Source organism: Pseudomonas sp. SDT291_1_S447, from assembly GCF_054070155.1.
Genome location: NZ_JBSVXS010000013.1, coordinates 49,938 through 70,449, shown reverse-complemented (window position 1 = coordinate 70,449; position 20,512 = coordinate 49,938). Strand labels below are relative to the sequence as shown.

Below are 20,512 nucleotides of genomic sequence, written 5' to 3'. Positions count from 1 at the left end.
TCTCCGAGGGCCGCCCATAAACGGCGGCCACCGCTGTAATAGAGTCAGAGCTTGATCCAGGTCGCTTTCAGCTCGGTGTACTTGTCGAACGCGTGCAGCGATTTATCGCGGCCGTTGCCCGACTGCTTGAAGCCACCGAACGGTGCGGTCATGTCGCCGCCGTCGTACTGGTTGACCCAGACGCTGCCGGCACGCAGGCCACGGGCGAAGGTGTGCGCCTTGCTGAGATTGCTGGTCCAGACGCCGGCGGCGAGGCCGAAGATGCTGTCGTTGGCGATCTGCAGCGCTTCTTCAGCGGTGTCGAAGGTGATCAGCGACAGCACCGGGCCAAAGATTTCTTCCTGGGCAATGGTCATTGCGTTGGTCACGCCGTCGAAGATCGCTGGTTGCACATAGAGGCCGCCGGTTTCTTCGAGGGTGCGTTGGCCGCCGGCAATCAGCTCGGCGCCCTGCTCGCGACCGATGCTGATGTAGCGCAGCACGTTGTCGAGTTGACGCTGATCGACCACGGCACCGACGGTGGTCGCCGGATCGAGTGCATGACCCGGTTGCCACGCTTGCAGCGCTTCCACCAACAGCGGAATGAATTGCTCGCGGATCGAGCGCTCGACCAGCAAGCGCGAACCCGCAGTGCAGACTTCGCCCTGGTTGAAGGCAATGGCGCCGGCCGCCGCTTGTGCTGCCGCGCGCAAATCCGGTGCGTCGGCAAACACCACGTTCGGGCTCTTGCCCCCAGCTTCGAGCCAGACGCGTTTCATGTTGCTTTGGCCTGCATAAATCATCAGTTGCTTGGCAATCGCCGTGGAGCCAGTGAAGGCCAGCACGTCGACGTCCATGTGCAACGCCAGCGCCTTGCCGACGGTGTGGCCAAAGCCTGGCAGGACGTTGAACACGCCTTTCGGAATGCCGGCATCCAGCGCCAGTTGGGCGATGCGGATTGCAGTCAGCGGCGATTTTTCCGAAGGTTTCAGAATGAACGAGTTGCCCGCCGCCAATGCTGGAGCGAATTTCCAGCTGGCCATGATCAGCGGGAAGTTCCACGGCACGATGGCCGCGACCACGCCGGAAGGCTCGCGAGTGACGAGGCCGAGTTGATCATGCGGTGTGGCGGCGACTTCGTCGTAGATCTTGTCGATGGCTTCGGCGCTCCAGCGGATCGCGTTGGCGGTCGCCGGGATGTCGATGCTCATCGAATCGCTGATCGGTTTACCCATGTCGAGGGTTTCCAGCAGCGCCAGTTCTTCCTGGTTCTGCAGGATCAGATCGGCGAAGCGGATCAGGATGCGCTTGCGCTCGGCCGGGGCTTTTTTCGCCCAGATGCCGGACTCGAAAGACTGGCGCGCGACTTCAACAGCGAGGTTGGCGTCGGCTTCATCGGTGCTGGCCACGGAGGCGAGGAAACGGCCGTCGACGGGGCTCATGCATTCGAAGGTATCGCCACTGATGGCCGGACGGTATTCACCGTTGATGAATGCGCGGGCTTCGATGGTCAGGGACTGGAAGCGTTGTTCCCAGTCGTTGCGGGTCGTTGTCATTGTTGTGGCTCGACAAGGGGGGATTGGGGGTGTTTCTGGCTGCGATGTCTGGCTTGGGATGGCTGCCCTCACCCTAGCCCTCTCCCGGGGGTAGAGGGGACCGATTCGGGGATGCTCAGAATCTCCGCCGACCTGAAAAATCTTTGCCGAATCCATAATCGACTGGATCGTTCAGGTCGCTGAATATCTCAAGACAACTCAGTCAGTCCCCTCTCCCTCCGGGAGAGGGTTAGGGTGAGGGGCTTTTGGCTTTTGGGGCCCTCAGCCAATCACACCGTATGCAGATACCAGTTGTACTCAAGGTCAGAAATCGAGTTCTCGAACTCGGCCAGCTCGCTCTCCTTACACGCGACAAACACGTCGATGTACATCGGGTCGATATAGCGGGCCATGACTTCGCTGTCGTCCAGCTCACGCAGTGCATCACGCAGGTTGTTCGGCAGGCTCTGTTCGTTCTGCTCGTAGCTGTTGCCTTCCACCGGCGCGCCCGGCTCGATCTTGTTGGTCAGACCGTGGTGAATACCGGCCAGTACCGAAGCCATCAGCAGGTACGGGTTGGCGTCAGCGCCAGCAACACGGTGCTCGATACGCACAGCATCGGCCGAACCGGTTGGCACACGGACCGCAACGGTGCGGTTGTCGATGCCCCAGCTCGGCGAGTTCGGTACGTAGAACTGCGCGCCGAAACGGCGGTACGAGTTGACGTTCGGGCAGAGGAAGGCCATTTGCGCAGGCAGGGTCTCCAGCACACCGCCGATCGCGTGACGCAGCGCGGCGTTCTGCTCGGGATCCTCGCTGGCGAAGATGTTGTTGCCTTCTTTGTCCAGGATCGAAATGTGTACGTGCAGACCGTTGCCCGCCTGACCCGGATACGGCTTGGCCATGAAGGTGGTGTCCATCTCGTGGTCGTAGGCGATGTTCTTCACCAGACGCTTGAGCAGGACGGCGTAGTCGCACGCCTTGATCGGGTCGGAGACGTGATGCAGGTTGACTTCGAACTGCGCCGGGGCGCTTTCCTTGACGATGGCGTCAGCCGGGATGCCCTGCTCTTTCGCGCCTTCGAGGATGTCTTGCAGGCAATCGACGTATTCGTCGAGATCGTCGATCAGATAAACCTGAGTCGACACCGGACGCTTGCCAGACACCGGCGAACGTGGCGATTGCGGACGACCGTTCACGTTGTCCTGGTCGATCAGATAAAACTCGAGTTCGAATGCTGCGCAGATGGTCAGACCGAGATCGTCGAATTTGCGTACGACGTTGGCCAGCACTTCACGCGGGTCAGCGAAGAACGGCTGGCCTTCGATTTCGTGCATGGTCATTAGAAGTTGTGCGGTTGGGCGCTTCTGCCACGGCTCGATGCTCAGGGTGCCGGGGATTGGATAACAAATACGGTCAGCGTCGCCGATGTCCAGACCCAGGCCAGTGCTTTCCACCGTGGAGCCGTTGATGTCGAGGGCGAAAAGCGAGGCCGGCAAGTTGATGCCTTTCTCGTAAACCTTATGAAGACTGGTGCGTTCGATGCGCTTGCCGCGCACCACACCGTTCATATCCGCAATCAGAAGGTCGACGTACAAAACCTCAGGATATTTCTTAAGGAATGCGTTTGCTTCGTTGAGTTGAACGGTACGCAGAGGGACCGACATGATGCACCTATTTAGCTGTTAATTATTATGTTCACTGCTGTTTCGCCGAGCCAGTCAACCCGAACGGCAAAGTGAAGTCAATAGCGAACAGATGACCGCTCAAGGTTTATTTTTCGGGCTTTTTTTAACACTTCCGTGCCAATAAATACGCTACAGCCCCGGAAATCATGAAGATTTGATGAACGGCGTTTAGAATTTTTTACATGGCAGTTGTTAATTAAAATCAACGAGGCTAAGCTCCGGAAAAGCTCGTTCAAGTGTCAAACTTCGAGGTGAATAAAAATGGCATTCAAGCCATTGATCGGCGTTACTGCGTGCGTCAAACAGATTGGCCTGCACCCCTATCACATCAGCGGCGACAAGTACGTACGTGCTGTCAGCGTTGGCGCTGAAGGGCTGCCAGTGGTCATTCCTTCCCTTGGCAACCTGACTGAAATCGAAGACCTGCTCGGTCAACTCGACGGTCTGCTGCTGACTGGCTCGCCCTCGAATGTGGAGCCCTTCCACTATCAAGGCCCGGCCAGCGCTCCCGGCACGGATCACGATCCGGCGCGGGATGCCACCACCCTTCCTTTATTGCGTGCAGCCATCGCGGCGGGCGTTCCGGTGCTCGGCATTTGCCGGGGCTTCCAGGAAATGAACGTGGCGTTCGGCGGCAGCCTGCATCAGAAGGTGCATGAGCTGCCGGGCATGCTCGATCACCGTGAAGCCGACAGCCCTGATGTGGCCGTGCAATACGCACCGGCCCATGCGGTGACCGTGCTTGCTGGCGGCGTGTTCGAAGCGCTGGAGCTGCCGGGCGAGTTCCAGGTGAATTCGATTCACAGCCAGGGCATCGATCGCCTCGCCCCCGGCCTGCGTGCCGAAGCGGTGGCGCCGGACGGTCTGATCGAGGCGGTCTCGGTCGAGCACAGCCCGACCTTCGCCCTCGGCGTGCAATGGCACCCGGAATGGCAAGTGCTCGACAACCCGAACTACCTGAAGATTTTCCAGGCATTCGGCGCGGCTTGCCGGCAACGGGCGGCGCGGCGCGACAAGCGCTGACACAACCCAAAGATCACAACGATTTACTGCCCCCACGGACGTCGGGTGTGCCTTTGCACATCCGTCATTCGTGAACAGCAACACCCGTAATAACAACAAGTACGACCCAGGCAGCCAGGACGGCGGCGCCGACCAAGCCCTCGGCAGTGCAAGGTCAGTCAGGCATGCGCAATTCCCCTGTAGGAGTGAGCCTGCTCGCGATAGCAATAGACCAGTCAACAGAGATGTCGACTGACATGGCCTCATCGCGAGCAGGCGAAGGCCTACAGGGGATGTGTAATGACTGAGATTGCGCTTACAGGCTTGCAATCCACTTAAGCCCGGCCACATTGGCCAGGCGAACGAAACCTGTTGGGAGTTTCACATGGCAAACGCCTCCAGCACTTACAGGAAGGCACTTGAAGGTCATCAGCAACCGAAAAAGGTGCTGGTGAAAGTCGATCGTGTCACCAAGAAGTTCGACGAAACCGTGGCCGTGGACGATGTGTCCCTGGAGATCCATCAGGGCGAAATCTTCGCTCTGCTCGGTGGCTCCGGTTCGGGCAAATCGACCCTGCTGCGCATGCTCGCCGGTTTCGAGCGTCCGACCGAAGGGCGAATCCTGCTCGACGGCGTGGACATCACCGACATGCCGCCGTACGAGCGGCCGATCAACATGATGTTCCAGTCCTACGCGCTGTTCCCACACATGACCGTGGCGCAGAACATTGCCTTCGGCTTGAAGCAGGACCGTTTGCCGGCCAGCGAAATCGATGCCCGCGTCGATGAAATGCTGCGCCTTGTCCACATGACTCAATACGCCAAACGCCGTCCGCATCAGTTGTCCGGCGGCCAGCGTCAGCGCGTCGCCCTCGCCCGCTCGCTGGCCAAGCGTCCGAAGCTGTTGCTGCTCGATGAGCCGATGGGTGCGCTGGATAAAAAGCTGCGTTCGCAGATGCAACTGGAGCTGGTACAGATCATCGAACGCGTTGGCGTGACCTGCGTGATGGTGACTCACGACCAGGAAGAAGCCATGACCATGGCCGAGCGCATCGCGATCATGCACCTGGGCTGGATCGCCCAGATCGGCAGCCCGATCGACATTTATGAAGCGCCAGTCAGCCGCATGGTCTGCGAATTCATCGGCAACGTGAACGCCTTCGACGGCACCGTGGTGGAAGACCTTGAAGGTCACGCGATCATCCACAGCCCGGACTTGCAGCAGAAGATCTACGTCGGTCACGGCGTCAGCACTTCGGTGCAGGACAAGTCGGTCACCTACGCGATCCGTCCGGAAAAAATGCTCGTCAGCACCACCCAACCCGAGTTCCGCTACAACTGGTCCGAAGGCAAGGTGCATGACATCGCCTACCTCGGCGGCCACTCGGTGTTCTACGTCGAATTGCCCGGCGGCAAAATCGTCCAGTCGTTCATGGCCAACGCCGAACGCCGTGGCGCGCGTCCGACCTGGGACGACAAAGTCTACGTCTGGTGGGAAGACGACAGCGGCGTGGTACTGCGCTCATGAGAACCTTCAATCAGCAATTCCTGCGCCTGGTGCCCAGCGGGCGAAAACTGGTGATCGGCATTCCGTTCATCTGGCTGTTCCTGTTTTTCATGCTGCCGTTCTTTCTGGTGATGAAGATCAGCTTTTCGGAAGCCGCGCTGTCGATCCCGCCGTACTCGGAGATCTACACCTACGCCGAACAGAAATTCCAGCTGCTGCTGAACATCGGCAACTACACCATGCTCGGCGAAGACGAGCTGTACTTGTCGGCGTATCTCGGTTCGCTGAAGGTCGCGGCGCTGAGCACGATGATGTGTCTGCTGATCGGTTTCCCGATGGCCTACGCGATCACCAAGACCGGCAAGGAAACCCAAAACGTTCTGCTGCTGTTGATCATGATGCCGACCTGGACGGCAATCCTGATCCGCGTTTATGCGTGGATGGGCATCCTCAGCAACAACGGTTTGCTCAACGCGTTTCTGATGTGGACGGGGCTGACCGATCACCCGATCGAGATCCTCAACACCAACACGGCGGTCTATATAGGGGTCGTGTACGCGTATTTGCCATTCATGGTGTTGCCGCTGTACGCCAACCTCGTCAAGCACGACGGCAGCTTGCTGGAAGCCGCGCAGGATCTGGGTTCGAGCAACTTCAACAACTTCTGGAAAATCACCGTGCCGCTGGCCAAGAACGGGATTATTGCCGGCTGCATGCTGGTGTTCATTCCGGTGGTCGGTGAGTTCGTGATTCCGGAACTGCTGGGTGGCCCGGAAACGCTGATGATCGGTCGCGTGCTGTGGCAAGAGTTCTTCAATAACCGCGACTGGCCGGTGGCGTCCGCGCTGGCGGTGGTGATGCTGTTGATCCTGATTGTGCCGATTCTGCTGTTCAACCGCAGCCAGGCCAAAGAGATGGAGGCACGGGGATGAAACGCTTCGGTTTTTCCAAATTCATGCTGATCTTCGGCCTGATGTTCATTTATCTGCCGATGCTGATTCTGGTGATCTACTCGTTCAACGCCTCGAAACTGGTGACGGTATGGGGCGGCTGGTCGGTGAAGTGGTACGTCGGTTTGCTCGACAACACGCAACTGATGGGCTCGGTGCTGCGCTCGCTGGAAATCGCCTGCTACACCGCGATTGCCGCCGTGGCGTTGGGCACCCTCGCCGCTTTCGTGCTGACCCGCGTCACGCGCTTCAAGGGGCGCACGCTGTTTGGTGGTCTGGTCACCGCGCCGTTGGTGATGCCTGAAGTGATTACCGGTCTGTCGCTGTTGCTGCTGTTCGTGGCCATGGCGCAGTTGATCGGCTGGCCGCAAGAGCGTGGCATCGTCACGATCTGGATCGCCCACACCACGTTTTGTGCAGCCTATGTGGCGGTGGTAGTCTCCGCCCGCCTTCGCGAGCTGGACCTGTCGATCGAAGAAGCGGCGATGGATCTCGGTGCGAAGCCGTTCAAGGTGTTTTTCCTGATCACCATTCCGATGATTGCGCCGTCGCTGGCGGCGGGCGGAATGATGTCGTTTGCTTTGTCGCTGGATGACCTGGTGTTGGCCAGCTTCGTCTCCGGGCCTGGTTCGACGACCCTGCCGATGGAAGTGTTCTCGGCAGTGCGTCTGGGCGTGAAGCCTGAGATCAACGCCGTGGCCAGCCTGATTCTGCTGGCGGTGTCGCTGGTGACCTTCCTGGTCTGGTACTTCGGCCGCAAGGCAGAAGCCAACCGCAAACGGGCGATTCAGGAAGCGATGGATCAGACGGCGAACGAGTCGTGGCAACCACAGCAATCCGCCACCGCTTGACCCTGTAGGAGCTGCGGCACGCTGCGATCTTTTGATCTTGATGTGAAAGATCAAAAGATCGCAGCCTCGTTTCACTCGACAGCTCCTACACAAATGTAGTCAGCCCCTCGGTCAGTTTTCTCTCCCTCAGGAGCGGATCAGGGTGAGGGGGCTTTGCGTAACGTGAATAAAAACAATGGAGTTGTACCGATGAAAATGTTTGGCAGGACTCTGCTGACACTGTCCTTAATGGGCGCAATGGTCATGGGCGCCCAGGCCAACGACAAGGTGCTGCGTGTTTACAACTGGTCCGATTACATCGCGCCGGACACCGTCAAGAAGTTCGAAGACGAGACCGGCATCCGCGTGACTTATGACGTCTTCGACAGCAACGAAACCCTTGAGGCGCGCTTGCTGGCGGGCAAATCCGGCTACGACCTGGTCGTGCCGTCGAACAGTTTCCTGGCCAAGCAGATCAAGGCCGGTGTCTATCAGACGCTGGATAAATCGAAGCTGCCAAACTGGAAGAATCTCAACCCGGTGCTGCTGAAAAATGCCGCCGCCAGTGATCCGGACAACGCCCACGCGTTCCCGTACATGTGGGGCTCAATCGGCATCGGGTTCAACCCGGCCAAGGTCAAGGAAGTGCTCGGCGCCAATGCCCCGACCAATTCCTGGGACTTGCTGTTCAAGCCGGAAAACGCTGAAAAACTCAAAGCCTGCGGCATCAGTTTCCTCGACTCACCGACCGAAATGATCCCGGCCGCCCTGCACTATCTGGGCTACCCGGTGAACGACAAGGACACCGCGCACATCAAGGAAGCCGAGGCGCTGTTCATGAAGATCCGCCCGAACGTGGCGTATTTCCATTCCTCGAAATACATCTCCGATCTGGCCAACGGCAACATCTGCGTCGCGGTCGGTTACTCCGGCGACGTGCTGCAGGCCAAGGCCCGCGCGGTGGAATCGGGCAACAACGTGGTGATCGACTACAGCATTCCCAAGGAAGGCGCCGGCAGCTTCTACGACATGGTCGCCATTCCGCGTGATGCGGCGAACGTCGAGAATGCTTACCTGTTCATGGACTTCCTGATGCGCCCGGACATCATCGCCGAAATCACCAACAGCAACGGCTACAGCAACGCCAACGCGGCGGCTACGCCATTGGTGGATGAAGCGATCCGCAACGATCCGGGTTCGTATCCGTCGCAAGCGGTAATGGCGACACTGTATGCGGTGCCGGATCAGCCGATTGCCACGCAGCGAATCATGACCCGTGGCTGGACCCGGGTGAAACTCGGTAAATAGGACAAGCGCAAATCCAAATGTGGGAGCGAGCTTGCTCGCGAAAGCGGTGGGTCAGGCCATGCAGATGTTGAATGAGCCGACGCCTTCGCGAGCAAGCTCGCTCCCACAGGGACGGTGTAGACTCGAAAAATCATTGATTTCCCGTTCACGCAGCGCCTTACCACCGCTGCACCCTGCCATGAACGGCCTCACCTGGCTCCCTCGGCTCAGGTGAATTCTCAGGCGCCCTCGGGCGCCTTTTTTTGGGCCTTCAGATCAGCGACCAATCTTGCAGAATGCGATAACGACCCTTGTGCGATTCGAACAAGGCAAAGCGTTCTGCACGCAGGAAAAACTCCGGCGGCGTGGCGGATTCCGGTTCCGGCGCGCGGTAGTCGCGGGCCAGGGTCAGGTGCGGGCGAAACTCGCGAGACGGCTCCTCAAAGCCGAACGGCAACATCGCCTGTTCCAGCGCGTAGACCAGGCGCAGTAACGCCGGCGGTGCCTGCTCCGGCGCGAGCGACAACACCCCGGCGCGATGCCAGACCTGCATGCGATCCAGCGAAATCTTCAACGCCTCTCCTGGCGTGCGCACTTGCCCGGCCGCTTCACAGACTTCATTGATCTGCGCCAATGGCACCGCGCCAAGGAACAGCAACGTCAGATGAAAATTATCCGCAGGCACCGGTTTCCCGGTTCTCAAGCCCAGATCTGCTCGCCATTGTGCAATCGCTTTGCGCTGCACCGGCGGGCAATCGAGGGCGAAAAACAGTCGCTTCGCTTCATCGGTCATGACCCTGCTCCCCTGTTCATCGTGATCCGCCGGATTCTACACAGCCTGATCTGACGACTCGTGACAGCTGGCTATAGTTCAAGGATTGCCATCAACCGGAGACCGCCATGCGTGAGATCCTCAGCAAAGAACCGTGGTGGGCGCGGCCACCGCATCCCGGGCAGGATGAAAGCGAACTGGAATGGGGCTGGCTGGTGCATTACAGCGAGGGTGAGCCGCGCTTCGAATTCGTCCGTGAACGGCCGACTGACGAGCAGATCCGCGACCGCAAAAGCTGCCGCATCACCCCCTCTGCCGAGTGAACACTGTACCTGTAGGAGTGAGCCTGCTCGCGATGGCGTTTGCACATTCAATGCTTCATTGACAGACCCACCGCTATCGCGAGCAGGCTCACTCCTACAATAGATTTGCGGTGGCTTCAGGGTTCGATGAGGTATTGGAAGCCGCCGTAGATCATGCGCTGGCCATCGAACGGCATCGGGTTCACATCGGGCTGCATGCGCAGGTCCTCCATCATTTTTGCCATGCCGGCATCACGGGTGGCTTTGTCCGGCCAGATCAACCAGCCTGAGGCGACGGTTTCGCCTTCCTTGAGCTTCACCGCCATCGGGAACGAGGTGAGCTTGCCGTCCGGCACGTCGTCTCCCCAGCATTCGGCCACGCTCAGGGCGCCGTACTCCTTGAACAGTACGGCGGCAATTTCGGCGTGCTTTTTGTACTGCTCACGATTGGCAGTCGGCACCGGCGCTACAAAAATATCGATGTAAGCCATGATCACTCTCCTTGCACGTTGGGTTCGATCTGTTGACTGGTCGATTGCGGCGGTTGCCATTCGACAGCATTCACCCCCAACCCGACCGACGGTTCATCGCCCCCGCCCAGATTGCGCTCGACTTGCCCAGCCATGTGCAGCGTGCCGGCCATGACGCCGGTGGTCGGGTTTTGCACCAGTTTCAGCCAGGCCTTGTCGAAGGTGCTGCCCAGACTGCTGCGGATCAGCGCTTCGCTGTCAGGGCGGTCATTGGCCTGAATGATCGCGCGAATGCCCGCCACTCCCACCGAAATCAGTCCGCCGGCCAGTTTCCCAGCCGCTGCTGCCACCGCGCTGGCAGCCCCACGCGGGGCCATTTCCGCTTCCATCCGTTGGCTGGCGCGCTTGGCCACCGGCGCCATGCCCGCGTCTGTCGAGGCAATGCCCTTGGCGCCACCCTCGGTGTGAATCTTGTCGATCAGCGCGGCGTAGGCCGGCAGCGTGTTCAGCGGCTCGGTACTGATGACCTGAAACAGCGAGGCATCCCGCGCCGGTGGCGGGCCCAACGCAATGGCCGGGACTTTCTGCAAACGCCCGTTGAGCTGACCAACGGGCACACCATGACGCTGGGCGATGAGCGGCATCTGCTGCGCCATCAACTGCGCATAGAACGCCGTCGCCTGGCCGAGAATCGCGTCCGGATCGACCTCCACCGCCACTGGCGCCAGCACCCTTTCCTGATATTGCTCAAGCAGATACGCCGCCAACCGCTTGGCCGACGCATCTTGCTCACCACCGGCATTGATCGTGTACCAACTGACCTTCATCGACAGCCATTCCTGGGTCCAGTAGCTGCTGAACCACGGGATGAAATTTTCTTCAGTTTGCTGATAGACGCGAGTGCGCCAATGTTCCATCGAGCCACGGGCGAAGACTTTGACCTGCTCGGTGGACTGCTGCGAAGCACTGACGATTTCCCGGTCGATCTGCTGCCAGGTTGCCGGCGAGATGAACACGGCCTGGGGCGCTGCCACCGGGGCCCGCGCGGAAGTCGCGCAGCCGGCCAGCAGAAGCAGTGCGGCGACGAGCAGCGCACGCGGGTTCACGGTGGCGGTTTCCTTGAGATGAGTGGGATGCAGATTTGAGTATAGGTGGGTCAATTGAGCCTGATGTTGGATGTACCGGCCTCATCGCTGGCAAGCCAGCTCCCACAAGGATTTCCAGCAGCCGCAGATTTTGTGATCGCCTCAGAACCTGTGGGAGCTGGCTTGCCAGCGATGAGGCCATCAGCAACACCCCAAAAACCCCAACCATCACTGCCATCGATATTCACCATCGCCACGATTGCCTTCCGCCCACCACCCATGAAAGGCACGATTAAGCCATCCGAAACATAACGAGGAGTTCACAACATGATTCACACCCACGTCACACTCTCCGTGAGTTTCCCGGTGTTCGGCAGCAACTATTACGACCAGCACGCCGTGTCGCACAAGGCGCAGGCACTGGTGTTCAACGAAGATTTCGAAGATCTGCTGATGCCGGCTGCAACCAATCACTTCAGCAATGAAGTGGTCGGCATCAACGATCAGTTCCGTTTTCTGAGCGACATTCTCGCCACCCATTTGCTGGACATCGAGGCCGCCGTGCCTGCGCGATCCAGCGTCCGGGCGAGCGCTCACTTTTAATTGCCGTAACGGACGCCTGGACAAACCGAGCGCCCATGAAAAAGCCCACTGGTCATCACGACTCAGTGGGCTTTTTTACATCGGCGATAAACGCAGTCAGCGCTTCCAGCACTCGGAATAACGCGAGCACACGTCGTACTGCGTATCCATTTGCGCCATGCGCTCGAGATGATGATTGATGGTCTCGGCCATCACCTTATTGGTGGCCTGGAAATAATCCATGATCGCCAGTTTTTCCTGCTCGGCCGGCGCCGAATTAGCGCGCTTGCCGGACGTATCTTCGCTGTGCGACCACTCTTTCAACTGCTTGTCGTCAACGCTGCGCAGGCGCTGGCGATATTCATCGGTGGACACTTGCAGCGCCCGCGTCCTGTTAGTGCCCGCCTCTTTTTCGAATTCAACAAGGTTCTGACGGTACAGCGTCCAATACTCGTCTGGCAGGGCAAAACCGAGTTTGCCCTTGCGCTCGCTGATCAGCGATTCGAGTTTCTCAGGCGTCATGCTGGCAGGCGGCTCCTTGGCCGGGTCGGGCTTGATCATGACAATCACGCTGCCATTGACGATCTGCTCGATCAGCGCAGCACGCTCTGGCGTGTCCGGCAGCAGTTTCGGCGGTTGCGGGAAAAGTGCATTGCGCCCGTAACAGGCAGGAAAACCGCCACGCTTGACGGTCAGAGGCATACGCACATCCTTGCCATCCACCCGCTGCAAACGCTCCACCAACGTCGAACAATGGCCACGTCCGGTAAAGCCGAAGGTCACCTCGTATTCGGCGCCGCGCTCCGGTTTCAAGTTGAATCCGGTACCACAGGTACCATGCCCCAACTGAGTCATGACCTGGAGATACAGGTCTTTTTCCGGCGGCAATTTGATTTCCAGATAACCACGGGCGTCTTTGGGTGCGGCGACGCTCATGCCGACCCGGCGCTGGCTCTCGGCGATAAACAGATTGTTCAGCGGCCCGGTGCTCATGCCATCGCAATGCTCGGCATCGAAATAATTGAGGGTGGCATTGGACATGTTAGCGACGAAACGCAGTTTGGCTGCGTCAGGCACGCTGGCGTCCTGATAAGTCCCCGTCTGCGTGCAGCCGACGAGTGCAAAAGCGGCTACGACAGAGCTGAACAGCGCAGGCGAATAGCGCAGAAAAGAAGCGACAGACATGATCATCCTTGGAGGAAGGCGCGAAAAAGCGGCGATGCTACTGAATTGCCACTACTGCGTCCACCCTCGTCATGTCTGTTCGCTTGGGTGTCTACCGATTATTTCACGGCTCAGTCATCATCCCGATCGCGATAGTAACGACGCCCGTCGCGGCGATCATCGCGATCATCCCAACGCCGATCGTGGTCGTAATTGCGGCCATGATCGCGGTCGTAATGCCGGCCATGGCGGTGGTCATCATCAAAATCCGCGACGCAGCCGCCGAGCAATACGGCGGCAGTCACAGTCAGCAGCATCGTTGTTGCACGCTTCATTCAACACTTCCCTAAAACCAAGGTCTTGACGACGGAATCGGCGACGCCGCCCACGCCTTCAGGACGCGGTGCGCGCAGCCGCAGATACGACCGGGCAAATCAGCGTTGATTCAGTGGCCACCATTGACCGTTGGTCGCCCCGTCCGCGCTGTACGAGCGGCGGCGAAATGCCACCTATACTGCTTGCAACCTAGCCCCACGCAATGGATCTGCGCCCTCAATAACAACAAGCAGAGGTGGACCATGGTCTGGCAGCAAATTTACGACCCGTTCGGCAACCCGGTGATCTCCACGCTCATGGCCGCCGTACCGGTGGTGGTGATGCTCGCGGCGCTGGCGTTCTTCCACGTCAAGGCGCATCTGGCGGCGCTGCTGGCGCTGGCTTCCGCCCTGCTGATTTCGATTTTTGCCTTCGGCATGCCGGCGAGCATGGCGGGCTCTGCGGCGTTGTTTGGCGCGGCCAATGGCTTGTTGCCGATCGGCTGGATCGTCCTCAACATCATCTTCCTGCATCGCCTTACCACCGAGAACGGCTCGTTTAAAGTGCTGCAGGATTCTCTCGCGCGCATCACCGATGACCGTCGTTTGCAGTTGCTGCTGATCGCGTTTTGCTTCGGTGCGTTTTTCGAAGGTGCGGCGGGATTCGGTACGCCGGTGGCGGTAACCGGGGCGATTCTGATCGGTCTCGGTTTTTCGCCGCTGGCCGCGTCCGGTCTGGCGCTGATCGCCAACACCGCCCCAGTCGCATTCGGCGCGCTAGGCACGCCGATCATCACGCTGGCCAAAGTCACCGGGCTGGATGAAATGGAGCTGTCGATGATGGTCGGTCGGCAGTTGCCGTTTTTCTCGGTGCTGGTGCCGTTCTGGTTGATCTGGGCGTTTGCCGGTTGGCGCAAGATGCTGGAGATCTGGCCAGCGATTCTGGTGGCGGGCGTCAGCTTCGCGATCCCGCAATTTCTGGTATCTAACTACCACGGGCCGATGCTGGTGGATGTGATCGCCGCGCTGATTTCCATGGCCTGCCTGACGCTGTTCTTGAAGGTGTGGAAACCGGCGACCATTCACACCTCCGCTGCGCTTTCGGGGCGTGTCGACAACTCCAAGGTCGATGAAGAAAAAATCACTGCCAGCGCCGCGTTCAGCGATCAGGCGCGCCCGGCGGTGATGCGCGCATGGATGCCATGGATCATCCTCACCGTGTTTGTGTTTGCCTGGGGCACGCAGGGCTTCAAGAATATGTTCGACACCCGTCCGGCGATTGATCCGGTCACCCAGTCGGCCAAGCTTGATCCCGCCGGCAAACCGCTGCGCGAGGCCAACCCGATTTTCGCCCCGGCGGTGACGTTCACCAGCCTGCACCTGCAAATCGAAAAGGTCCCGCCCGTGGTTGCCGCGCCGAAAGCGGAAGAAGCGGTGTACAAATTCACCTGGCTCACCGCCACCGGCAGCGGGATCTTGCTGGCGGCGATTGTCGGCGGTTTGCTGATGGGCTATTCGATTCCGCAACTGATCAAGCAATACCTGCGCACGTTGTGGGTGGTGCGGTTTTCGCTGATCACCATTGCGGCGATGCTGGCGCTGGGATTCCTCACGCGCTACTCGGGACTCGACGCGACCATGGGTCTGGCGTTTGCGGCGACGGGGATTTTCTATCCGATGTTCGGCACCTTGCTCGGTTGGCTGGGTGTGGCGTTGACCGGTTCGGATACGGCGTCGAACGTTCTGTTTGGCGGGTTGCAGCGGGTGACGTCGGAACAGCTCGGGATCAGTCCGGTGCTGATGGCGGCAGCGAACAGTTCCGGTGGGGTGATGGGCAAAATGGTCGACGCACAATCGATCGTGGTCGCCTCCACCGCGACCCGCTGGTATGGGCATGAGGGCGAGATTCTGCGCTACGTGTTCTTCCACTCGATCGTGTTGGCGATCCTGGTCGGTGGGCTGGTGACGTTGCAGGCGTATGTGGCGCCGTTTACACATATGGTGGTTGGCTCGCATTAGCCAGGTACACCCCATTCCCCTGTGGGAGCGAGCTTGCTCGCGAAGGCGTCCGTTCAGTCAGTGAAGAGGTTGACTGTGCCGGCCTCTTCGCGAGCAAGCTCGCTCTCACAGGGTTCAGGTTGTTAGTGAAATGGTGGTTACAGCGCAGATCCTTGTAGGAGTGAGCCTGCTCGCGATAGCGGTGTGTCAGTCACCACATCGCTCACTGGTCTATCGCTATCGCGAGCAGGCGAAGGCCTACAGGGGATTGTGTCGTACCGTCGATTAATGAGCTACGCACATAACTCTATAGCGAAAATCCGACAAAACCTTTTCCTCTCTCCGGCAGTCACTCCTTAACGAGACCGGCGATGACGCTGGCTGCCCGCTTGGGCCATCCACGACCCTGCTGCCCTGATGAAGAGAGAAAAGGAATCGAACCATGACGATTTCCCGACGCGGATTTCTGATCCTCGGCGCCGTGACCGCCACCGCCTTCGCGATGCCGCCGTTTATCAGCCTCAAGGCCTACGCGGCCAATCTGGAGCAACCGGCCATGAGCAAAGTGACGATCAACGTCAACGGCAAGCCGCGTGCGCTTGACGTCGACACCCGCACCACCCTCCTTGATGCCCTGCGCGAGCACCTGCACCTGACCGGCAGTAAAAAAGGCTGCGACCACGGCCAGTGTGGCGCCTGCACGGTGATCGCCGATGGTCGACGCATCAACTCGTGCCTGACCCTGGCGGTGATGCACGAAGGCAGTGAGATCACCACCATCGAAGGTCTCGGCATGCCCGACAATCTGCACCCGATGCAGGCCGCATTCATCAAGCACGACGGCTATCAGTGTGGCTATTGCACACCGGGGCAGATTTGCTCGGCGGTGGCGGTGATCAAGGAAATCCGCGATGGCATTCCCAGCCACGTCAGTGAAAGCCTCACCGAGGCGCCACGGTTGATTGCCAGTGAGTTTCAGGAACGCATGAGCGGCAACATCTGCCGCTGCGGTGCCTACTCGAACATCATCGAAGCGATCACTGAAGTCGCGGAGGTGCCGGCATGAGACCGTTCAATTACAGCCGCGCCGACTCCCCCGCCGCGGCCGCCGCACAAGCAGCACAAGTTGAAGGTGCGCGGTTTATCGCTGGCGGCACCAACCTGCTCGACCTGATGAAACTCGACATCGAAACGCCGTTGCACCTGATCGACGTCAATCACCTTGGCCTGGACCAGATCGAAGCCACGCCCGAAGGCGGATTGCGCATCGGTGCGCTGGTGCGCAACACCGATCTGGCCGCCGACGCGCGCATCAGAAAAGACTACGCCCTGCTCTCCCGCGCCCTGCTCGCCGGGGCTTCCGGGCAGTTGCGCAACATGGCCACCACCGCCGGCAATCTGTTGCAACGCACGCGCTGTCCCTACTTCTACGACACGAATCAGGCCTGCAACAAACGCCAACCCGGCAGCGGTTGCGCAGCGATTGGCGGAGTCAGTCGGCAACTGGGCATCATCGGCGTCAGCGACGCGTGCATCGCCACGCACCCGAGCGACATGGCAATTGCCATGCGCGCGCTCGATGCGCAGATTGAAACGGTGAAACCCGATGGCACGACCCGCAGCATCGCCATGGCCGATTTCCATCAATTGCCCGGCACCACGCCGAACATCGAAACCAGCCTCACGCCCGGCGAGTTCATCACCTCGGTGACATTGCCCGCACCGCTTGGCGGCACTCACGTTTATCACAAGGTGCGCGATCGCTCGTCCTATGCGTTCGCGCTGGTGTCGGTCGGTCTGATCCTGCAAAAGGACGGCAGCGGCCGCATCGCCGTCGGCGGTATCGCGCCGAAACCCTGGCGGGTTGAAGCCGCCGAAGCGTTGCTGCCCCAAGGCGCCAAAGCGGTCAGCGCACGCCTGCTCGACGGCGCCACGCCGACCCACGACAACCAATTCAAACTGACCCTGGTCGAGCGCACGCTCGGTTCGGTGTTGGCGCAAGCGAGGGATGAAGCATGAAATTCGACACGCCCGCCACCACCAACTCGATCGACCAGTTGAAGGTCATCGGCCAACCCACCGACCGCATCGAAGGCCCGCTGAAAACCAGCGGTCAGGCGCCTTACGCCTACGAGCAGCATGAGGCGGTGGCCAATCAGGCTTACGGTGTCATGGTCGGCTCAGCCATCGCCAAGGGCCGCATCAACAATATCGATCTTGAACAGGCGAAAGCCGCGCCGGGTGTGCTGGCCATCGTCACCGCCGCCAACGCCGGCAAGCTCGGCAAGGGCAAATACAACGCCGCGCATTTGTTGGCCGGGCCGGAGATTCAGCACTATCACCAGGCTGTTGCACTGGTGGTTGCCGAGACGTTCGAGCAGGCCCGTGCGGCTGCGCAATTGGTCAAGGTCGACTACGTCGCGGCCAAAGGCGAGTTCGATCTGGCCAGCGTGCGTGGCCAAGGCGTCGAGCCGAAAGACGAGTTGCCCGACGTCAGCCACGGTGATTTCGCCAAGGCCTTCGCCGCCGCGCCGGTGCAGTTCGATCAGACCTACACCACGCCGGATCAGTCCCACGCGATGATGGAGCCGCACGCCACGCTGGCGGCTTGGAAAGGCGATCAACTGACCTTGTGGACGTCGAACCAGATGATCGCGTGGAGCGTCGGCGACATCGCCACAACGCTCGGTTTGCCCAAGGAAAAGGTGCGGCTGATTTCGCCGTACATTGGTGGCGGTTTCGGCGGCAAGTTGTTCGTGCGCGCCGATGCGATTCTTGCCGCCCTCGGTGCGCGCATGGCTGGCAGGCCGGTAAAAGTCGCCCTCGCCCGCCCGCAGATCGCCAACAACACCACCCACCGCCCGGCGACGATTCAGCGCATTCGCATGGGCGCGACAGCGGACGGCAAACTCACTGCGATCGCCCACGAAGGCTGGTCGGGCAATCTCGCGGAAGGCAAAGTCGAGGTTGCGGCGCAGCCGAGCCAGTTGTTGTACGCGGCGGAAAATCGCCTGGTCAGCATGCGCCTTGCGCCGCTGGATTTGCCCGAAGGCAACGCCATGCGCGCACCCGGTGAAACCCCGGGGCTGATGGTCCTGGAAATTGCCATGGACGAGATGGCCGAGCAGCTCAAGCTTGATCCGGTCCAGTTCCGCATTCTCAACGACACGCAGGTCGATCCGGTGAAAACCGAGCGGCCGTTTTCGCAGCGGCGCCTGATCGAATGCCTGCAAACCGGTGCCGAGAAATTCGGTTGGGACAAACGCAATGCGCAACCAGGTGCACGGCGTGAGGGTCGCTGGCTGATCGGCATGGGCGTCGCGGCGGCGATCCGCAACAACCTGCTGGTCAAGTCGGGCGCGCGGGTGCGGCTGGAGCACGATGGCAAGGTCACGGTAGAAACCGACATGACCGATATCGGCACCGGCAGCTACACGATCATCGCGCAGACGGCGGCCGAGATGATGGGCGTTGGTTTGAAGGATGTGAGCGTGCATCTGGGCGATTCGAACTTTCCGGTGTCCGCAGGTTCCGGCGGGCAATTTGGCGCTAACTGCTCGACTGCCGGGGTGTATGCCGCGTGCATGAAGCTGCGTGAGGCGGTGGCTGGCAAGTTGGGCATGGCGGCGGATCAGGCGGAGTTTGTCGACGGTGAGGTGCGCGTCGGCAGCAAGAGCTTGCCATTGCGCAATGCGACTGAAGGCGGCGCGCTCGTAGGCGAGGACAGCATCGAGTTCGGTGATCTGGCCGAGAAGTATCAGCAGTCGACCTTCGGTGCGCATTTCGTCGAAGTCGCTGTCGACGCTGCCACCGGTGAAGTACGCGTGCGGCGCATGTTGGCGGTGTGTGCAGCGGGGCGGATTCTCAATCCGAAAGCGGCGCGCAGCCAGGTTATCGGCGCGATGACTATGGGCGTTGGTGCGGCGTTGATGGAAGAGTTGGCGGTGGACAAGAAACTCGGCTTTTTCGTCAATCATGATCTCGCCGGATATGAAGTGCCGGTGCATGCCGATATTCCGCATCAGGAAGTGATTTTTCTTGATGAGACCGATCCGGTGTCTTCGCCGATGAAGGCCAAAGGTGTTGGTGAGTTAGGGATTTGCGGGGTCAGTGCGGCGGTGGCGAATGCGATTTACAACGCCACGGGGGCTAGGGTGCGGGAGTATCCGATTACGCTGGACAAGATTTTGTCGTCGTTGCCGGAGATGATCTGAAAGCCCCGGAAAAGCCCCTCACCCTAGCCCTCTCCCAGAGGGAGAGGGAACCGATTGGGGGATATTGGAGAATTTCACCGACCTGAAAGCTCCAATGTGAATCCATAATCGACTCGGTCTCTCAAGTCGATGTATGACGCAAGACACTGCGGTCGGCCCCCTCTCCCTCCGGGAGAGGGCTGGGGTGAGGGAAATTGGAGAATTTCACCGACCTGAAAGCTTCAATGTGAATCCATAATCGACTCGGTCTCCCAGGTCGATGTATGACGCCAGACACCTCGGTCGGCCCCCTCTCCCTCCGGGAGAGGGCTGGGGTGAGGGAAGCGCTTCACTCGGAACGCGAATACTGCTCATCACTCACCTGCTCCATCCACTCCACCACCTTGCCATCCTGCACTTCAGCAATAGCAATATGCGTCATCGCCGTAGTCGGCGCCGCCCCGTGCCAATGCTTTGCCCCCGGCGCGATCCACACCGTATCCCCAGGACGAATCTCACGCACCGGCTGCCCCCATTCCTGCACAAACCCGGAACCGGCCGTGACGATCAATGTCTGTCCCAACGGATGCGTGTGCCAAGCGGTACGCGCGCCCGGCTCAAATGTCACCGTCGCACCACTGACCCGCGCCTCGTCTGTGCCTTTGAACGGCGCATCGACACGAACAGTGCCTGTGAACCAATCCGCCGGGCCTCTGGCCGAAGGTTGCGAGCCATTGGGCGTGACCGTCACACGCGGGGTTTCATCGGCCTGCACCTCACCCGCCAACAGAGATAGGGTCAACGCAGAAGCAGCAATCGGGTTCATGGTGGTTCCTCCGGATATTCAATGCCAC

20 protein-coding genes are annotated in these 20,512 nt (G+C 59.9%); 11 read left to right on the top strand and 9 right to left on the bottom strand.

The window, feature by feature from the left end:
- Positions 1-44: 44 nt before the first annotated feature.
- Positions 45-1,535, bottom strand: coding sequence for an aldehyde dehydrogenase (locus tag ACW9IR_RS07190; RefSeq protein ID WP_457462407.1), 1,491 nt, complete (start codon positions 1,533-1,535; stop codon positions 45-47).
- A 269-nt stretch (positions 1,536-1,804) separates the two neighbouring features.
- Positions 1,805-3,181: a glutamine synthetase family protein gene (locus tag ACW9IR_RS07185; protein WP_457462405.1), complete on the bottom strand. Its 1,377-nt coding sequence runs from the start codon at positions 3,179-3,181 to the stop codon at positions 1,805-1,807.
- Between the two features lie 282 nt (positions 3,182-3,463).
- On the opposite strand from ACW9IR_RS07185, the gene ACW9IR_RS07180 reads away from it, so the two are divergent.
- The 5 genes from ACW9IR_RS07180 to ACW9IR_RS07160 all read left to right on the top strand — a co-directional run bounded on the left by ACW9IR_RS07180 (position 3,464) and on the right by ACW9IR_RS07160 (position 8,799).
- Positions 3,464-4,225: a gamma-glutamyl-gamma-aminobutyrate hydrolase family protein gene (locus ACW9IR_RS07180; RefSeq protein ID WP_457462404.1), complete on the top strand. Its 762-nt coding sequence runs from the start codon at positions 3,464-3,466 to the stop codon at positions 4,223-4,225.
- A gap of 364 nt (positions 4,226-4,589) precedes the next feature.
- Entirely contained in the window at positions 4,590-5,732 is a 1,143-nt protein-coding gene (locus ACW9IR_RS07175; RefSeq protein WP_064389315.1) for an ABC transporter ATP-binding protein, read from the top strand.
- 29 nt (positions 5,733-5,761) lie between these two features.
- Positions 5,762-6,643 carry an ABC transporter permease subunit gene (locus tag ACW9IR_RS07170; RefSeq protein ID WP_371042493.1) on the top strand — a complete coding sequence of 294 codons (882 nt, stop codon included), beginning with the start codon at positions 5,762-5,764 and terminating at the stop codon, positions 6,641-6,643.
- A complete protein-coding gene (locus ACW9IR_RS07165) occupies positions 6,640-7,512 on the top strand; it encodes an ABC transporter permease subunit (RefSeq protein WP_457462402.1) in 873 nt (290 codons plus the stop codon). Before ACW9IR_RS07170 ends, ACW9IR_RS07165 begins: the two co-directional genes overlap by 4 nt.
- 189 nt (positions 7,513-7,701) lie before the next feature.
- Positions 7,702-8,799, top strand: a complete 1,098-nt coding sequence (locus ACW9IR_RS07160; RefSeq protein WP_034155530.1) for a polyamine ABC transporter substrate-binding protein — start codon at positions 7,702-7,704, stop codon at positions 8,797-8,799.
- Between the two features lie 250 nt (positions 8,800-9,049).
- On the opposite strand, the gene thpR is transcribed toward ACW9IR_RS07160, so the two are convergent.
- Positions 9,050-9,571 (bottom strand): RNA 2',3'-cyclic phosphodiesterase, encoded by a 522-nt coding sequence (gene thpR, locus ACW9IR_RS07155; protein WP_457462400.1) that lies wholly within the window; start codon positions 9,569-9,571, stop codon positions 9,050-9,052.
- A gap of 107 nt (positions 9,572-9,678) precedes the next feature.
- Here thpR and ACW9IR_RS07150 point away from each other — a divergent pair, with 107 nt between their 5' ends.
- The gene (locus ACW9IR_RS07150; protein ID WP_102899248.1) at positions 9,679-9,873 is read left to right on the top strand and encodes a hypothetical protein; all 195 of its coding nucleotides are present in this window, start codon (positions 9,679-9,681) and stop codon (positions 9,871-9,873) included.
- A gap of 116 nt (positions 9,874-9,989) precedes the next feature.
- Here the strand turns inward: ACW9IR_RS07150 and ACW9IR_RS07145 are convergent, their stop codons facing one another.
- Genes ACW9IR_RS07145 through ACW9IR_RS07135 form a run of 3 tightly spaced genes read right to left on the bottom strand, consistent with a single transcriptional unit; the run spans position 9,990 to position 11,664 of the window.
- On the bottom strand, positions 9,990-10,343 hold the full coding sequence (locus tag ACW9IR_RS07145) for a DUF1428 domain-containing protein (protein ID WP_457462398.1): 354 nt from the start codon (positions 10,341-10,343) through the stop codon (positions 9,990-9,992).
- Positions 10,344-10,345: 2 nt separating this feature from the next.
- Positions 10,346-11,428 carry a hypothetical protein gene (locus ACW9IR_RS07140; RefSeq protein WP_457462396.1) on the bottom strand — a complete coding sequence of 361 codons (1,083 nt, stop codon included), beginning with the start codon at positions 11,426-11,428 and terminating at the stop codon, positions 10,346-10,348.
- Positions 11,429-11,478: 50 nt separating this feature from the next.
- Positions 11,479-11,664 (bottom strand): hypothetical protein, encoded by a 186-nt coding sequence (locus ACW9IR_RS07135; RefSeq protein WP_146033653.1) that lies wholly within the window; start codon positions 11,662-11,664, stop codon positions 11,479-11,481.
- 70 nt (positions 11,665-11,734) lie between these two features.
- Between ACW9IR_RS07135 and ACW9IR_RS07130 the strand changes: the two genes are divergently transcribed.
- Positions 11,735-12,010, top strand: coding sequence for a hypothetical protein (locus ACW9IR_RS07130; RefSeq protein WP_102899250.1), 276 nt, complete (start codon positions 11,735-11,737; stop codon positions 12,008-12,010).
- Between the two features lie 96 nt (positions 12,011-12,106).
- On the opposite strand, the gene ACW9IR_RS07125 is transcribed toward ACW9IR_RS07130, so the two are convergent.
- Positions 12,107-13,174 (bottom strand): hypothetical protein, encoded by a 1,068-nt coding sequence (locus ACW9IR_RS07125; protein WP_457462393.1) that lies wholly within the window; start codon positions 13,172-13,174, stop codon positions 12,107-12,109.
- A gap of 110 nt (positions 13,175-13,284) precedes the next feature.
- Positions 13,285-13,488: a hypothetical protein gene (locus ACW9IR_RS07120; protein WP_007918829.1), complete on the bottom strand. Its 204-nt coding sequence runs from the start codon at positions 13,486-13,488 to the stop codon at positions 13,285-13,287.
- A 243-nt stretch (positions 13,489-13,731) separates the two neighbouring features.
- Between ACW9IR_RS07120 and ACW9IR_RS07115 the strand changes: the two genes are divergently transcribed.
- The 4 genes from ACW9IR_RS07115 to paoC all read left to right on the top strand — a co-directional run bounded on the left by ACW9IR_RS07115 (position 13,732) and on the right by paoC (position 19,679).
- Positions 13,732-15,486, top strand: coding sequence for an L-lactate permease (locus ACW9IR_RS07115; RefSeq protein ID WP_110719469.1), 1,755 nt, complete (start codon positions 13,732-13,734; stop codon positions 15,484-15,486).
- A 421-nt stretch (positions 15,487-15,907) separates the two neighbouring features.
- On the top strand, positions 15,908-16,531 hold the full coding sequence (gene paoA, locus ACW9IR_RS07110) for an aldehyde dehydrogenase iron-sulfur subunit PaoA (protein ID WP_095118347.1): 624 nt from the start codon (positions 15,908-15,910) through the stop codon (positions 16,529-16,531).
- Positions 16,528-17,484: an FAD binding domain-containing protein gene (locus ACW9IR_RS07105; protein WP_457462390.1), complete on the top strand. Its 957-nt coding sequence runs from the start codon at positions 16,528-16,530 to the stop codon at positions 17,482-17,484. Before paoA ends, ACW9IR_RS07105 begins: the two co-directional genes overlap by 4 nt.
- On the top strand, positions 17,481-19,679 hold the full coding sequence (gene paoC, locus ACW9IR_RS07100) for an aldehyde oxidoreductase molybdenum-binding subunit PaoC (RefSeq protein WP_457462388.1): 2,199 nt from the start codon (positions 17,481-17,483) through the stop codon (positions 19,677-19,679). The genes ACW9IR_RS07105 and paoC overlap by 4 nt, the downstream gene beginning before the upstream one ends.
- A gap of 328 nt (positions 19,680-20,007) precedes the next feature.
- On the opposite strand, the gene ACW9IR_RS07095 is transcribed toward paoC, so the two are convergent.
- Positions 20,008-20,484 (bottom strand): (R)-mandelonitrile lyase, encoded by a 477-nt coding sequence (locus ACW9IR_RS07095; protein ID WP_457462386.1) that lies wholly within the window; start codon positions 20,482-20,484, stop codon positions 20,008-20,010.
- Between the last annotated feature and the right edge of the window lie 28 nt (positions 20,485-20,512).

What these genes read in the sequence shown, in the direction of transcription:
- ACW9IR_RS07190 (WP_457462407.1), bottom strand. Translation starts at nt 1,535, where the DNA reads ATGACAACGACCCGCAACGACTGGGAACAACGCTTCCAGTCCCTGACC.
- ACW9IR_RS07120 (WP_007918829.1), bottom strand. Translation starts at nt 13,488, where the DNA reads ATGAAGCGTGCAACAACGATGCTGCTGACTGTGACTGCCGCCGTATTG.
- ACW9IR_RS07115 (WP_110719469.1), top strand. Translation starts at nt 13,732, where the DNA reads ATGGTCTGGCAGCAAATTTACGACCCGTTCGGCAACCCGGTGATCTCC.
- ACW9IR_RS07145 (WP_457462398.1), bottom strand. Translation starts at nt 10,343, where the DNA reads ATGGCTTACATCGATATTTTTGTAGCGCCGGTGCCGACTGCCAATCGT.
- paoC (WP_457462388.1), top strand. Translation starts at nt 17,481, where the DNA reads ATGAAATTCGACACGCCCGCCACCACCAACTCGATCGACCAGTTGAAG.
- ACW9IR_RS07105 (WP_457462390.1), top strand. Translation starts at nt 16,528, where the DNA reads ATGAGACCGTTCAATTACAGCCGCGCCGACTCCCCCGCCGCGGCCGCC.
- ACW9IR_RS07095 (WP_457462386.1), bottom strand. Translation starts at nt 20,484, where the DNA reads ATGAACCCGATTGCTGCTTCTGCGTTGACCCTATCTCTGTTGGCGGGT.
- paoA (WP_095118347.1), top strand. Translation starts at nt 15,908, where the DNA reads ATGACGATTTCCCGACGCGGATTTCTGATCCTCGGCGCCGTGACCGCC.
- ACW9IR_RS07130 (WP_102899250.1), top strand. Translation starts at nt 11,735, where the DNA reads ATGATTCACACCCACGTCACACTCTCCGTGAGTTTCCCGGTGTTCGGC.
- ACW9IR_RS07150 (WP_102899248.1), top strand. Translation starts at nt 9,679, where the DNA reads ATGCGTGAGATCCTCAGCAAAGAACCGTGGTGGGCGCGGCCACCGCAT.
- ACW9IR_RS07175 (WP_064389315.1), top strand. Translation starts at nt 4,590, where the DNA reads ATGGCAAACGCCTCCAGCACTTACAGGAAGGCACTTGAAGGTCATCAG.
- ACW9IR_RS07185 (WP_457462405.1), bottom strand. Translation starts at nt 3,181, where the DNA reads ATGTCGGTCCCTCTGCGTACCGTTCAACTCAACGAAGCAAACGCATTC.
- ACW9IR_RS07180 (WP_457462404.1), top strand. Translation starts at nt 3,464, where the DNA reads ATGGCATTCAAGCCATTGATCGGCGTTACTGCGTGCGTCAAACAGATT.
- thpR (WP_457462400.1), bottom strand. Translation starts at nt 9,571, where the DNA reads ATGACCGATGAAGCGAAGCGACTGTTTTTCGCCCTCGATTGCCCGCCG.
- ACW9IR_RS07125 (WP_457462393.1), bottom strand. Translation starts at nt 13,174, where the DNA reads ATGTCTGTCGCTTCTTTTCTGCGCTATTCGCCTGCGCTGTTCAGCTCT.
- ACW9IR_RS07160 (WP_034155530.1), top strand. Translation starts at nt 7,702, where the DNA reads ATGAAAATGTTTGGCAGGACTCTGCTGACACTGTCCTTAATGGGCGCA.
- ACW9IR_RS07165 (WP_457462402.1), top strand. Translation starts at nt 6,640, where the DNA reads ATGAAACGCTTCGGTTTTTCCAAATTCATGCTGATCTTCGGCCTGATG.